We start from the raw sequence: 13,222 nt of genomic DNA, 5'->3' as shown, positions 1-13,222 counted from the left end.
TGCTAGCACAGCTGTCCAATTTCAGCTGGACGGCGAGTTTCAAAATTCGTGCTAGAGTGTCTCTATATCTATGAATTAAATTGAAAATTAGAGCCGTAACTCGGGTTTTGGATAAGATTCTACAATTGCGGCTTAATGCGAATTCAGATTAATAAGCTGTTGAACTAAACCGCTTCGCGGTAGCGAGTGGGCCGGGGAATTCCCCGCAAGTTCAGGTGAACTGACGGATACTTTTGATGAGCCCGAGTGGGCGTTTCAGAAGAGGAGAATCCGTCATGACACCGTTACGTCAGACCATGATCCAGGCCATGTGCCAACATGGCTTTTCCCCCCGAACCCAGCAAAGCTATCTCTACGCGGTAACCGAGCTGGCTCGGTATTACCGGCCAGTTGCCGCCTCTACCTCCATGGTATCCGGTTTCTGTATCTGCAAGTGCTTCACTGGGCGCATTTTGATGTGACGTTGGTATTACCCAAGCGCCCCCAGCGCATTCCGGAATTGCTGACCCGTCAGGAGGTCACTCGCCTGCTGTCGGCAGTCTCCAACCCCACGCATCAGGCGTTGTTGTCTATCATCTATGGCTGTGGCCTGCGAGTCAGTGAAGCCGTGGCGTTGCGGGTGAAGGATGTTGATGGTGAACGTCACCTGCTTCGAATTGATCAGGGTAAGGGAGCCAAGGACCGGATGGTGCCTCTGGCACCGGGACTGCTCCAGGTGCTTCGTCAGTATTGGCGGGTTCGGCGGCCCATGCCGTGGTTATTTCCCAGTGATTTGCTGCCGGATCGGCACCTTCAGATCAGCACTCCCCAGAAGGTGTACCATCAGGCCAAAAGTGCCAGTGGCATTCAGAAAAGCGGAGGCATTCATGCCCTGCGCCATGCCTACGCTACCCACCAGTTAGCTCAGGGCGTTCCCCTTCATGAGTTGCAACAACTGCTGGGGCATAGCGATCTGCGCAGCACGCAGCGGTACTTGCACTGGCTGCCTGGGGTGACACCCCAGAACCGTGGACCTGTCGACCTGATTGCAGGTCTGGGAGGTGGATGATGGCCAGCGCACTCACCGTTCAGACGATTCTGGATCAGTTCCTCCCCGAAAAGTCATTGGATGGCCATCGCCTCAAGGTCTGTGCCCGGTTGACCGGGTGCCGGACGGCCCGCATGGGCGGTATGGAGATGCGTTGTGATCACTGCAAGACCCGCTCCGTCTGTTATTACGGCTGCCGGGATCGGCACTGTCCGCAATGCCAGGGTCGCGCCAGCCAGCGATGGAGTGACCGCCAACGGGCGTTGTTGCTGCCGGTCCCGTACTTTCATGTGGTGTTTACGCTGCCCCACACCCTGAATGGATGGGTTCAGCTGCATCCGGAAGTGCTCTACCGCTGCCTCTTCCAGGCCGTCTGGAACACGCTTAATCAGTTCGGTCGCAATACGCGGCATCTGCGGGGCGAACTGGGCATGACCGCGGTGCTGCATACCTGGGGGCAGAACCTGAGCCGCCATGTTCACGTGCATTGCCTGATCCCGGGAGGTGTACTGACAGACAGTGGCCAATGGCGCAAGGCAAAAAGCGATTACCTGTTCCCGGTACGGGCATTATCAAGGCGTTTTCGGGGGCGAATGGTGTCGTTGCTGAGGGTGTCGGCGAACGCCGGTGAGCTGAATCGGGTGACTAGCAGTGGTGAGACTGATGGTGTACTCAACGGCCTGATGCAACAGGAAGTAAGCGTTCATTCCAAGACGCCCTGCCACCCCTTTGAAATTCGCCCTACAGTAACCTCGCAATTTCCAACACGAGGTTACCCCCATGAAAAAGCACCGCACACCCAAACAGTGGCAGGCCCTGGTTGATCAGCAGCGTGACAGTGGCCTGTCAGCGCCGCAGTTCTGTAAGCAGGAGAATATCGGTTACGCCAGTTTCTGCAACTGGCGCAAGCGCCTGTCCGATCCGTCGACTGATGAGACGGCAGTAAGCGGTGAAGCCGGTTTTCTGGATCTCTCATCGTTGATGGGCAACTCTCCATCCTCCGGCCCAGGCTGGAACATTGTGCTCAGCCTGGGCGGCGTCGAACTGCGGCTGAGCCAGAACGGATGATCGGGCTCGATAGCCAGGCGCGCATCTGGCTGTGCACCGAGCCCACCGACATGCGCAAATCGTTCCGGGGCTTGAGCGCCCTGGTCCGGAATCAGTTGAAGCACGACCCACTCAGCGGCCAGTATTTTGTCTTCGTCAACCGTCGAAAGACTCAGATGAAGATGCTGTACTTTACCGCCACCGGTTATTGCTTGTGGGCCAAGCGCCTGGAGCAGGGACAGTTCCGGGTGCCGTTATCTGCCTCTGGTCAGCGGGCCCTGACCCTGACGGATCTGCAACTGCTGATCGATGGTATCGAAGTGCAAAAATACCGGCAGTTCAAGCGTTTTCGAGGGGTATAGAGAGTGGACTTCCGGTATAATAACGGCCATGAATTCAACGGCTTCCACTCCTTCTTCCAACGCACCTTCTTACTCGGCCCTGGCCGAGGAGAATGCCGTGTTGCGGGAGCAGTTGGGCGCTCAGGCGGAGGCCATTCGCCAGCTGACCCATCAGTTGGACTGGTTCAAGAAACAGCTGTTCGGTCCCAAATCCGAGAAGCAAGTGTATGACCTGCCAGGACAGGACAGCCTGTTCCAGCCCGATGAAGCACCGCTGCCGGAGCAGCCTGATGATGCAGAAAAACGCACCATTAAGGCCTATCAGCGCGGCACCGGCAAAAAGCAGCGGGACGACGACTGCCTGAACGACACCGGACTGCGCTTTACCGCCGATGTCCCGGTGGAAGTCATTGAACACCTGCCACCGGAGCTGACCGGCCCAGAGGCCGATCAGTACGAAGTGATCGGCAGCAAGACCACCTACCGCCTGGCCCAGCGCGCCTCCAGTTATGTGGTGCTGAAGGTGGAGCGGCCGGTGTTCCGACGCAAGGGCAGTGAGAAGCCCATCACCACCCCGGCTCCGTTCAACGTGCTGGATAACAGCCTGGCCGATGTCAGCCTGTTGGCCGGGTTGCTGGTGGACAAGTTCCAGTTCCACCTGCCGCTGTATCGTCAACACCAACGCATCCAGCAGGCCGGCATCACCGTCAGCCGCAGCACCCTGACCAACCTGGTGAAGCGTGCCATCGACCTGCTTCGCCCCATCGTAGATGCCCAGACCGACAACGTATTGCGCAGCCGGGTGATGGCCATGGATGAAACACCCGTCAAGGCCGGCCACCAGGGTCGCGCCGGCCCGCAAAAAGGCAAGATGAAATCCGGCTGGTTCTGGCCGCTGTACGGCGATGCCGACGAGGTGGTGTTCACCTACTCGAACAGCCGTGGGCGCGCCCACATCGAACAGGTACTCAGCGAGTCGTTCAGTGGCACGCTGATCAGTGACGGCTACGCGGCCTATGCCCGTTATGCCGCCGCCCAGGAAAACGTCACCCATGCCCAATGCTGGATGCACAGTCGCCGTTACTTTATCGACGCGCAGAAGGCTCACCCGGAAACTGTCACCGAGGCCCTGCAACGGATCGCGACGCTGTACCGGAATGAAGAGGCCATCAACGCTCAAGGGCTGACTGGCGAGAAGAAACGCCAGTACCGCCTGGCGCACTCCAAGCCGGTGGTCAGCGACTTCTTCCAGTGGTGCCGGGATCAGTTGGAGCAAGGCGGGCTGTTGCCCAGCGATCCTCTGACCAAAGCCCTGAACTACGTGCTCAGCCGCGAAGCCAGCCTGACCGTGTTCCTGGAAGACCCGGACGTGCAGCCAGACATCAACCACCTGGAACGGGCGCTACGCCCCATCCCCATGGGCAAGAAAAACTGGATGTTCTGCTGGACCGAACTGGGCGCGGAACACCTGGGCATCATCCAGAGCCTGATCAGTACCTGCAAGCTGCACGATATTAACCCCTACACTTACCTGGTGGACGTGTTGCAACGCATCAGCCAGCACCCGGCCCGTGAAGTCAGCGACCTGACCCCGCGCCTCTGGAAAACCCGGTTCGCGGAGAACCCGTTACGGGCCCTGATCGACCCACGCCACCCTGACCGACAGAACAAACAGCCGGAGGCCGTTCATGCGCATTGAAGACATGAGCATCGACCAGTTGCTGGAACTGAATCAAACCATCTGCCGGCGCATCGACGAACTGAGGGATCAGGAAAATCTACAGGCGCTGAGCCAGTTGCGGGTGGGCCTGAAAGTGACCTTCGAGGGCCGGGAAGGACCGGTGCTGGGGATCGTCACCAAGATCAACCGCAAGAGTGTGATCGTGTTGGCCGAGGACGGCACCAAACAGTACAAGGTCTCGCCGGAGTTATTGAGGCCTCTCCGTGACGTGAAGTAGGTCAACTACGTCTTGGAATGAACGCTTACAACAGGAATGGGTTGTCTACACTCGGCACTGCCTGAACCAGGCCGATACGGTTGTCGATTATCTCGCTCGCTACACTCACCGGATTGCCATCAGTAACGGGCGGTTGTTGTCGATGGAGGGTGACCGGGTCTCGTTCCGATATAAAGATTATCGGGACAATGGGTGGATTAAGACCCAGTGGCTGGAAGGGCAGGAGTTCGTCAGGCGATTCCTGATGCATATTTTGCCCAAAGGGTTCATGCGTATCCGCCACTTTGGTTACCTGAGCAACCGGACGCGACGACGAAAACTGGCTGTCATCCGGCAGTGCATGTTGCAGTCACCCCAACCAGAACCACACCGAGTGAACCAGGAACCGACTCGTTGTTGGCCTTGCCCGCGCTGCAATGATGGTCTGGTTCACATGGTTCGTCAAATGCCGTGCTTTAGAATAGTGGCAGTGCCAACCGGCTAGCCATTAAGCTGCGCCTGATCTGGCGGGTGATCGCTTACAGTTCCAGGTGAGCTGGGCCGGTGTGCGGCCCGAGACTGGAAAAACCAGCATCTGCGGGTTAGTCTGAGCTACATCACAATAAGGAATCGGCCAATGATGGATATAACCCGGCAAATGTTCACTGGTGCTGAGGTCTGTCGGCAGCCAGCCTCACCGTTCCGAGCCTTGCCTCCTGATTACTTTACCCTTATCCGTCGCCAGACAGCTTCAGCGCCGGCGGCTTAGTCCAACAAACATTTAAAGGTCATGCTGCGCACGACCATTAAATGCTTAGGTGTTAATTTTTAGGAGAGCTTGTTGCTATGGAAAGTCTAGTGTCCTTTAACGAAAGTTCGTCGAATAAATTGTAGTTTAAGGTTATAATTGCAGAAAGCATTGACGGAGCTACTGCAATGGGCCGACCCGTTGTTCCTTTGATCATTACAAATGAAGAACGCGATGAGCTTCAGTCGTGGGTTCGGCGGCGACAGATGCCGGCAGCCGAGCAGCAACGCGCACGAATGATCCTGTTGAGCACTGAGGGCTTGCCCGGACGAGTGATTGCCGAGCGAGTGGGTGTAACGGCAGAGACCGTCAGTAAGTGGCGTAAGCGGTTCGAGCAGTTTCGTGTGGCGGGACTGACAGACGCCCCGAGAAGTGGCCGGCCACGCAGTATTAATGACGACAAGGTAACAGACGTTATCAACAAAACGCTTCAATCCAAGCCCAAGGATGCGACCCACTGGTCTACCACGCTGATGGCCAGGGAAACCGGGCTCAATGCCATGGCCATCAGCCGGATCTGGCGGGCGTTTGGGTTAAAGCCTCATCGTCTGGAGACCTTTAAGCTCTCGACTGACCCCCATTTTGTGGCCAAGGTTCACGACATTGTCGGGTTGTATATGAACCCGCCTGACCGGGCGATGGTCCTGTGTGTGGACGAGAAAAGCCAGATACAGGCGCTGAACCGCACTCAGCCGGCGCTTCCGTTGTCGTTTGGTTACTCCGAAACGCGAACGCACGATTATGTTCGCCATGGCACTACCACTCTGTTTGCAGCCCTGGACGTTGCCACTGGCGAGGTCATCGGACGCCTGCACAGGCGACACCGTGCCAAAGAGTTCCTGGCGTTTTTAAATGAGATTGACCGGGAGGTCCCGGAAGATCTGGATGTTCACCTGGTCATGGACAACTACGGGACTCACAAGACAGAAAAGGTACGAGCCTGGTTCGCCGCAAGGCCCCGCTATCACGTTCATTTCACGCCAACATCAGCATCGTGGGTCAACTTGGTGGAACGATTTTTTGGCCTGATCTCGGAACGTTGGATCAAGCGCAACTCGCACCGAAGCACTCGTGAACTGGAGGCTTCCATTAAAGACTACCTGGCAAGATACAACGACGATCCCAAACCTTTTATCTGGCGCAAAACAGCGGATCAAATCATTGCATCAATCGCTCGTCTTTCCGATAAGCTGAATAATAAGACGAACCTTTGTTAAAGGACACTAGAAGCGATCAAAGGCGAGATTGAGAATTACCACCCAATTGAGCTGCGACCAGCCGGACGCGATACCCTCGTCTCTGGAGCTCCCGCGCCCAGTGATGGGCTGAAGCACACGCTTCCATGCCAATCTCGGCGCGGGCTGGTACTTTCCGGCTGAGAGCATCAAGCCACTTGCTACGAGAATACTTACCTTGCCATTGAGTGTGGCCGTGGCGGTTTGCGCCGTGCACGGGGAACACTGACTTGGCAATATCAACACCGACGCGGATAATATTCATGTGGACTTCTCCTCATCTTTTCGATGGTTGACTGTTCACTCACCATTTTGGCACGTAGATGCCGGTTAGGTGAGGAGGAGTCCATCCCATTGCTTACCCATCAACGACGAGAGATCCAGAAAACTGGCTTCACCGGCCCCAGTCGAATCTTCGGCTGAGGGAACAGACGCTTACGCCTGTTGCAGAAACTGGCATAGCCGATGTTCTCCTGCTTGCAGAACTTTGGGGCTGACAGACCACTGTTGCGCTTCTGGTCAACCAGGGCTCGTCACTGTTCTTCGGTGCGATATGGTCTCATGAAAGCAACCTCCTATTGGTGAATGATCGGTTACTGTAGGAAGAAACTTATCGGGGTGGCAGAACGTCGTGGAATGAACGTGTGCAAATCGCCGCGGAATCGTGCCCATCATCGTCTGTTGAAACGAATCTCGAAATTGCTTAGAATAAAATTATCTTTAAGTACAATGATAAAAATCAAAGATGGAAATAATAAAATGAATAGCATTCTAGATAACGCTTTAAGTCAGGCAGTAGTTTTTGAGTGCACTCACCCAGAAGTGGTCTCAGATTTTGTAAATAAAAAGATTGGCCGTCACACTATTGAACTAATGAGTAAGCCAAAAGCTCTGTCACGCTTGAGTTTTACAGAATTTTCTGGGCTTGGATTATCCTCTCTTTCCTATGGCAGCGAGGTTCGGATCAAAAGTCCTGAGTTAGAGAATACATTTCATTTACAAATAATCACGAAAGGCTTCTGTAATATAACTTTCAAGGACGGAGAAGTTTTTTTGGCTCTCTTCCATTTCGTGTGGAATCGGTCGCCAGCTAACGCCTTTTTGAGCCATACTCCCTGATATCTTCTGACCTCCAGCGAACATCTCTATGAATCCGGAACTCTTGTTCACACAAGCCTTGGGTCTGACGTCACCATGGGCTGTCGATGACATCGATTTTGACCCAAAGGCCCAGCGTATCGATTTCCGGGTCTCCTGTGAGGCGAAGCAATTACCGTGTCCTGGTTGTGGGCGAGCTGATCAGCCTATTCACGACCGGAAACCGCGAACTTGGCGGCATTTGGACTTCTTCCAGTTTGCCGCCTATGTCCATGCCGAGGTGCCCCGGGTGCGCTGCGGCGGCTGCAAGAAGACCACTCAGGTGGAAGTACCCTGGGCTCGCCCGGGCAGCCGTTTCACCCTGCTATTCGAAGCCTTTGCGCTCACGTTGGCCAAGGCCATGCCGGTATCGACCACGGCAAGGCAGCTGAGGACTGATGACAGGGCCCTTTGGCGGGTACTGGACCACCATGTCACCCAGGCACAAGCTCGTGAAGACTACAGCACCGTGACCACCATCGGGGTCGATGAGACCGCCTGTCGGCGTGGCCATCACTACATCACGCTGGTGCATGACCTGGCCGAGCGCCGACTCATCTTTGCAACGCCCGGTCGTGACGCCCAGACTCTGAAAGGATTCTCTGAGGATCTTGCAAGCCATCAGGGCAAGGCTGATCAGATCCGGCACGCCAGCATCGATATGTCTAAAGCCTACATCAGCGGCCTGGGGCAGCACCTGCCCAACGCCGAAATCACCTTTGACCGGTTCCATATCATTCAGCTGGCAAATCAGGCTGTGGATGCCGTGCGCAAGTCTGAAGTACGCCACGACGCCCGCCTGAAGCGAACCAAATGGGCCTGGCTCACGGACATGGCCCGCTGGAGCAAAAAGCAGGATGAGGCCGTCTACGACCTGACCCGCTCCAACCTGAAGACCGCTCGTGCCTGGCGCATCAAAGAGGCCTTGCGTGACATCTTCCAGGCCAAGCCTGGTCGTGAACAAGCGGAAGGGTTACTGAAGCGATGGCACTCCTGGGCCAGACGCTGTCGGTTGGAACCGATGAAACAACTAGCTGCCACCCTCAAGCGACACTGGGCCGGAGTCCTACAGGGCTTTGAAAGCGGCTTGAGCAATGGTTATGTCGAAGCCATGAACAGCCTGATCCAGGCGGCCAAGGCCCGTGCGCGCGGCTACGGCACGGCGAGCCACTTCATTGCCATCTGCTTTCTGATTGCCGGCAAGCTCAAGCATCTGCCAGCAAACCCGTTCCAGACGCCATTACAGAGAATGGTTGCAAGCTAATGTTCCACACAAAACGGAAGAGACCCGTTTTTTTAGGTCAGGGTGACGCAATGATGTTGAATCCCCATGAATTGATAATACTTGATTATTCTCATGACTGTGAAAAGTTGATCTTCAATGTGCCCGAAAGCGAATTTCAGTGTACTGTCGTTTCTGATCTTGGACATATTCCAAAATCAGGTATTCGCTTCCACCGAACTCCGGTAAACCTTTTTTCTTTCCCATCATTAGTAAAACTTTTCGAAGCTATACTCCTGGAGTCTGAAAATTTAGACTCAAGCCTTTTTTGTACTTCTAGCCTATACAAAGAAATCTTTGCAAAAAAACTACTAAGTGTATTTAGAGGCAATTTTAATATAGATGATGATATTCAGGATATTCATCCTTGCATGAAAAATATTATCCAGTACATTGATGAGAATCTCAAAAATGATATTACTTTAGAAGAGTTATCTGACGTGTCAATGGTTAGCGTACGCTCAATTTATAATATGTTCGCCAGCTCATTTTCAACAACTCCTAGAAACTATATAAAGAACAAAAAACTTAATAAAGTTAGAGAGGAATTGTTAAGCGGTCGTGCGAAAAATATCACGGAGATTGCGTTCGATTACGGATTTATGCACTTGGGGCGACTATCGTGTGATTATAAAAAGGTATTTGGTGAGCTCCCTTCTGAAACCCGAAAAGCGGGATTTTCTCTGGAGACTCTGAATAAGTCTCAAAATCGGCGATAATCGAGGGCTAGGAGTCTGCGCGGCAGATACTTTTTGAGCGCTTGTTTCCGCCAGACCGGGCCACTGTTTGGCTGGACCGAGTGTCCGCGATATCGGATTGGCTAAATCATCGCTTTCGGTCCAGCCGGTTAAAAGGGGGGCATCAAAGAGCCCCAACTGTACCTACCGTGAGCCAAAGGCTGCCTCAAGGACTTATGCCAGCCTCATCAGTGAACTCATGCGCCGGAGGTTGAGAGACAGGCAGACCAGATCCCATTCACCCTGTACCGATTGAAGGCCTCGCAAGCTGAACTGGCGAAAGCCCAGAATATTCTTGATCCAACCATTCACCGCCTCGACCAGGTGTTTGCGCTGAGCATAAACTGCTCGCCCCTCGGCGGTGGCAAGCTTCTCCGCCATCCGGGCCGTCGCCGGATACCGCGTGGCGTCGTAAGCGTTCATTCCGAGACGTCCTGCCGACTCACTGAATTCCACCCTACAGTAGCCTCGCAATTTCCAACACGAGGTTACCCCCATGAAAAAGCACCGCACACCCAAACAGTGGCAGGCCCTGGTTGATCAGCAGCGTGACAGTGGCCTGTCAGCGCCGCAGTTCTGTAAGCAGGAGAATATCGGTTACGCCAGTTTCTGCAACTGGCGCAAGCGCCTGTCCGATCCGTCGACTGATGAGACGGCAGTAAGCGGTGAAGCCGGTTTTCTGGATCTCTCATCGTTGATGGGCAACTCTCCATCCTCCGGCCCAGGCTGGAACATTGTGCTCAGCCTGGGCAACGGCGTCGAACTGCGGCTGAGCCAGAACGGATGATCGGGCTCGATAGCCAGGCGCGCATCTGGCTGTGCACCGAGCCCACCGACATGCGCAAATCGTTCCGGGGCTTGAGCGCCCTGGTCCGGAATCAGTTGAAGCACGACCCACTCAGCGGCCAGTATTTTGTCTTCGTCAACCGTCGAAAGACTCAGATGAAGATGCTGTACTTTACCGCCACCGGTTATTGCTTGTGGGCCAAGCGCCTGGAGCAGGGACAGTTCCGGGTGCCGTTATCTGCCTCTGGTCAGCGGGCCCTGACCCTGACGGATCTGCAACTGCTGATCGATGGTATCGAAGTGCAAAAATACCGGCAGTTCAAGCGTTTTCGAGGGGTATAGAGAGTGGACTTCCGGTATAATAACGGCCATGAATTCAACGGCTTCCACTCCTTCTTCCAACGCACCTTCTTACTCGGCCCTGGCCGAGGAGAATGCCGTGTTGCGGGAGCAGTTGGGCGCTCAGGCGGAGGCCATTCGCCAGCTGACCCATCAGTTGGACTGGTTCAAGAAACAGCTGTTCGGTCCCAAATCCGAGAAGCAAGTGTATGACCTGCCAGGACAGGACAGCCTGTTCCAGCCCGATGAAGCACCGCTGCCGGAGCAGCCTGATGATGCAGAAAAACGCACCATTAAGGCCTATCAGCGCGGCACCGGCAAAAAGCAGCGGGACGACGACTGCCTGAACGACACCGGACTGCGCTTTACCGCCGATGTCCCGGTGGAAGTCATTGAACACCTGCCACCGGAGCTGACCGGCCCAGAGGCCGATCAGTACGAAGTGATCGGCAGCAAGACCACCTACCGCCTGGCCCAGCGCGCCTCCAGTTATGTGGTGCTGAAGGTGGAGCGGCCGGTGTTCCGACGCAAGGGCAGTGAGAAGCCCATCACCACCCCGGCTCCGTTCAACGTGCTGGATAACAGCCTGGCCGATGTCAGCCTGTTGGCCGGGTTGCTGGTGGACAAGTTCCAGTTCCACCTGCCGCTGTATCGTCAACACCAACGCATCCAGCAGGCCGGCATCACCGTCAGCCGCAGCACCCTGACCAACCTGGTGAAGCGTGCCATCGACCTGCTTCGCCCCATCGTAGATGCCCAGACCGACAACGTATTGCGCAGCCGGGTGATGGCCATGGATGAAACACCCGTCAAGGCCGGCCACCAGGGTCGCGCCGGCCCGCAAAAAGGCAAGATGAAATCCGGCTGGTTCTGGCCGCTGTACGGCGATGCCGACGAGGTGGTGTTCACCTACTCGAACAGCCGTGGGCGCGCCCACATCGAACAGGTACTCAGCGAGTCGTTCAGTGGCACGCTGATCAGTGACGGCTACGCGGCCTATGCCCGTTATGCCGCCGCCCAGGAAAACGTCACCCATGCCCAATGCTGGATGCACAGTCGCCGTTACTTTATCGACGCGCAGAAGGCTCACCCGGAAACTGTCACCGAGGCCCTGCAACGGATCGCGACGCTGTACCGGAATGAAGAGGCCATCAACGCTCAAGGGCTGACTGGCGAGAAGAAACGCCAGTACCGCCTGGCGCACTCCAAGCCGGTGGTCAGCGACTTCTTCCAGTGGTGCCGGGATCAGTTGGAGCAAGGCGGGCTGTTGCCCAGCGATCCTCTGACCAAAGCCCTGAACTACGTGCTCAGCCGCGAAGCCAGCCTGACCGTGTTCCTGGAAGACCCGGACGTGCAGCCAGACATCAACCACCTGGAACGGGCGCTACGCCCCATCCCCATGGGCAAGAAAAACTGGATGTTCTGCTGGACCGAACTGGGCGCGGAACACCTGGGCATCATCCAGAGCCTGATCAGTACCTGCAAGCTGCACGATATTAACCCCTACACTTACCTGGTGGACGTGTTGCAACGCATCAGCCAGCACCCGGCCCGTGAAGTCAGCGACCTGACCCCGCGCCTCTGGAAAACCCGGTTCGCGGAGAACCCGTTACGGGCCCTGATCGACCCACGCCACCCTGACCGACAGAACAAACAGCCGGAGGCCGTTCATGCGCATTGAAGACATGAGCATCGACCAGTTGCTGGAACTGAATCAAACCATCTGCCGGCGCATCGACGAACTGAGGGATCAGGAAAATCTACAGGCGCTGAGCCAGTTGCGGGTGGGCCTGAAAGTGACCTTCGAGGGCCGGGAAGGACCGGTGCTGGGGATCGTCACCAAGATCAACCGCAAGAGTGTGATCGTGTTGGCCGAGGACGGCACCAAACAGTACAAGGTCTCGCCGGAGTTATTGAGGCCTCTCCGTGACGTGAAGTAGGTCAACTACGTCTTGGAATGAACGCTTACGGCCTTCCGTTACTCTCAGTTACGTGATGATCTGCTGCCGGACGACAACTACCGCGAACTCTGGCAACTCGCCGATACGCATCTTGAACCCCGTGAAGCCTGCAAGTGGATCGTGACAACACTGCGGCTGGCCTTCGAATACGATGACGAGCAATCGCTGGGGGAAGACCTGTTGATAGAAGCCCGGGCCGGCCGGTTCGCGTCAATTACCGAGATCCAGTCACGCTACCTTCGCGGCAATCCCGACCTCGAATTCTCAGCTTCAAGTCAACACACTCTGGTCAGTTATGACGATTTGCTGTCTTCGATCCGCAGCCAGGAGGCGTCGATATGACCGACTCCGTCGCCTTACTGCTTAAAGAACTCCGTCTGCCGGCCTCCCATCGTCACTATCAATCGCTCTGGGAAACGGCCGTTGAAAAGCACTGGTCGCACACCGATTATCTGGCGGCCCTGTGTGAGCACGAACTCTCTGACCGCTACCAGCGCCGTACCCAGAAGTGGCTACGGGAGGCAAAGCTTGCCGCGAACAAAACCTTCTAGCAGCCTGTCGGACTTAGCATTGGCATATTTTTGC

18 protein-coding genes and 2 pseudogenes are annotated in these 13,222 nt (G+C 55.7%); 18 read left to right on the top strand and 2 right to left on the bottom strand.

Annotation, left to right across the window (positions count from 1 at the left end):
* Positions 1–275 precede the first annotated feature (275 nt).
* The 9 genes and pseudogenes from ABNF92_RS03905 (at position 276) to ABNF92_RS03865 (ending at position 6,377) form a co-directional block, all read left to right on the top strand.
* Complete coding sequence (locus ABNF92_RS03905) at positions 276–461, top strand: hypothetical protein (protein ID WP_349343506.1); 186 nt, start codon at positions 276–278, stop codon at positions 459–461.
* Positions 458–1,048 carry a tyrosine-type recombinase/integrase gene (locus ABNF92_RS03900; RefSeq protein WP_349343505.1) on the top strand — a complete coding sequence of 197 codons (591 nt, stop codon included), beginning with the start codon at positions 458–460 and terminating at the stop codon, positions 1,046–1,048. Before ABNF92_RS03905 ends, ABNF92_RS03900 begins: the two co-directional genes overlap by 4 nt.
* The gene (locus tag ABNF92_RS03895) at positions 1,048–1,851 is read left to right on the top strand and encodes a transposase zinc-binding domain-containing protein (RefSeq protein ID WP_349343504.1); all 804 of its coding nucleotides are present in this window, start codon (positions 1,048–1,050) and stop codon (positions 1,849–1,851) included. The genes ABNF92_RS03900 and ABNF92_RS03895 overlap by 1 nt, the downstream gene beginning before the upstream one ends.
* Entirely contained in the window at positions 1,808–2,095 is a 288-nt protein-coding gene (locus tag ABNF92_RS03890; RefSeq protein WP_349343503.1) for an IS66 family insertion sequence element accessory protein TnpB, read from the top strand. The genes ABNF92_RS03895 and ABNF92_RS03890 overlap by 44 nt, the downstream gene beginning before the upstream one ends.
* Positions 2,092–2,436, top strand: a complete 345-nt coding sequence (gene tnpB / locus ABNF92_RS03885; RefSeq protein WP_016915087.1) for an IS66 family insertion sequence element accessory protein TnpB — start codon at positions 2,092–2,094, stop codon at positions 2,434–2,436. The genes ABNF92_RS03890 and tnpB (ABNF92_RS03885) overlap by 4 nt, the downstream gene beginning before the upstream one ends.
* A gap of 28 nt (positions 2,437–2,464) precedes the next feature.
* The gene (locus tag ABNF92_RS03880; protein ID WP_349343497.1) at positions 2,465–4,114 is read left to right on the top strand and encodes an IS66 family transposase; all 1,650 of its coding nucleotides are present in this window, start codon (positions 2,465–2,467) and stop codon (positions 4,112–4,114) included.
* Positions 4,104–4,373, top strand: a complete 270-nt coding sequence (locus ABNF92_RS03875) for a hypothetical protein (protein ID WP_349343496.1) — start codon at positions 4,104–4,106, stop codon at positions 4,371–4,373. Before ABNF92_RS03880 ends, ABNF92_RS03875 begins: the two co-directional genes overlap by 11 nt.
* A gap of 28 nt (positions 4,374–4,401) precedes the next feature.
* Positions 4,402–4,857, top strand: a pseudogene (locus ABNF92_RS03870) (transposase); the annotation flags it as partial.
* A gap of 431 nt (positions 4,858–5,288) precedes the next feature.
* Entirely contained in the window at positions 5,289–6,377 is a 1,089-nt protein-coding gene (locus ABNF92_RS03865; RefSeq protein ID WP_349343477.1) for an IS630 family transposase, read from the top strand.
* Between the two features lie 16 nt (positions 6,378–6,393).
* Here the strand turns inward: ABNF92_RS03865 and ABNF92_RS03860 are convergent, their stop codons facing one another.
* The gene (locus tag ABNF92_RS03860) at positions 6,394–6,660 is read right to left on the bottom strand and encodes a hypothetical protein (RefSeq protein ID WP_349343502.1); all 267 of its coding nucleotides are present in this window, start codon (positions 6,658–6,660) and stop codon (positions 6,394–6,396) included.
* A gap of 353 nt (positions 6,661–7,013) precedes the next feature.
* Here ABNF92_RS03860 and ABNF92_RS03855 point away from each other — a divergent pair, with 353 nt between their 5' ends.
* Genes ABNF92_RS03855 through ABNF92_RS03845 form a run of 3 tightly spaced genes read left to right on the top strand, consistent with a single transcriptional unit; the run spans position 7,014 to position 9,533 of the window.
* The gene (locus tag ABNF92_RS03855) at positions 7,014–7,514 is read left to right on the top strand and encodes a hypothetical protein (RefSeq protein WP_349343501.1); all 501 of its coding nucleotides are present in this window, start codon (positions 7,014–7,016) and stop codon (positions 7,512–7,514) included.
* Between the two features lie 28 nt (positions 7,515–7,542).
* On the top strand, positions 7,543–8,796 hold the full coding sequence (locus ABNF92_RS03850; RefSeq protein WP_349342348.1) for an ISL3 family transposase: 1,254 nt from the start codon (positions 7,543–7,545) through the stop codon (positions 8,794–8,796).
* Between the two features lie 50 nt (positions 8,797–8,846).
* The gene (locus ABNF92_RS03845) at positions 8,847–9,533 is read left to right on the top strand and encodes an AraC family transcriptional regulator (protein WP_349343500.1); all 687 of its coding nucleotides are present in this window, start codon (positions 8,847–8,849) and stop codon (positions 9,531–9,533) included.
* Between the two features lie 192 nt (positions 9,534–9,725).
* Here ABNF92_RS03845 and ABNF92_RS03840 read toward each other — a convergent pair.
* Positions 9,726–9,962 (bottom strand): annotated as a pseudogene (locus ABNF92_RS03840) (transposase); the annotation flags it as partial.
* A gap of 85 nt (positions 9,963–10,047) precedes the next feature.
* Between ABNF92_RS03840 and ABNF92_RS03835 the strand changes: the two are divergent.
* The 6 genes from ABNF92_RS03835 (at position 10,048) to ABNF92_RS03810 (ending at position 13,188) form a co-directional block, all read left to right on the top strand.
* Positions 10,048–10,338, top strand: coding sequence for an IS66 family insertion sequence element accessory protein TnpB (locus ABNF92_RS03835; RefSeq protein ID WP_349343499.1), 291 nt, complete (start codon positions 10,048–10,050; stop codon positions 10,336–10,338).
* A complete protein-coding gene (tnpB, locus tag ABNF92_RS03830) occupies positions 10,335–10,679 on the top strand; it encodes an IS66 family insertion sequence element accessory protein TnpB (protein ID WP_016915087.1) in 345 nt (114 codons plus the stop codon). The genes ABNF92_RS03835 and tnpB (ABNF92_RS03830) overlap by 4 nt, the downstream gene beginning before the upstream one ends.
* A gap of 28 nt (positions 10,680–10,707) precedes the next feature.
* The gene (locus ABNF92_RS03825) at positions 10,708–12,357 is read left to right on the top strand and encodes an IS66 family transposase (RefSeq protein WP_349343497.1); all 1,650 of its coding nucleotides are present in this window, start codon (positions 10,708–10,710) and stop codon (positions 12,355–12,357) included.
* Positions 12,347–12,616, top strand: coding sequence for a hypothetical protein (locus ABNF92_RS03820; RefSeq protein WP_349343496.1), 270 nt, complete (start codon positions 12,347–12,349; stop codon positions 12,614–12,616). Before ABNF92_RS03825 ends, ABNF92_RS03820 begins: the two co-directional genes overlap by 11 nt.
* 141 nt (positions 12,617–12,757) lie before the next feature.
* Complete coding sequence (locus ABNF92_RS03815; RefSeq protein ID WP_349343495.1) at positions 12,758–12,979, top strand: hypothetical protein; 222 nt, start codon at positions 12,758–12,760, stop codon at positions 12,977–12,979.
* Positions 12,976–13,188, top strand: coding sequence for an ATP-binding protein (locus tag ABNF92_RS03810; RefSeq protein ID WP_349343494.1), 213 nt, complete (start codon positions 12,976–12,978; stop codon positions 13,186–13,188). The genes ABNF92_RS03815 and ABNF92_RS03810 overlap by 4 nt, the downstream gene beginning before the upstream one ends.
* Positions 13,189–13,222: the final 34 nt, after the last annotated feature.

Source organism: Marinobacter sp. MMG032 (assembly GCF_040112695.1).
Lineage (GTDB): Bacteria > Pseudomonadota > Gammaproteobacteria > Pseudomonadales > Oleiphilaceae > Marinobacter > Marinobacter salsuginis.
The sequence above is the reverse complement of the archived record's forward strand: the minus strand, read 5'-3'. Positions and strand labels throughout refer to the sequence as shown.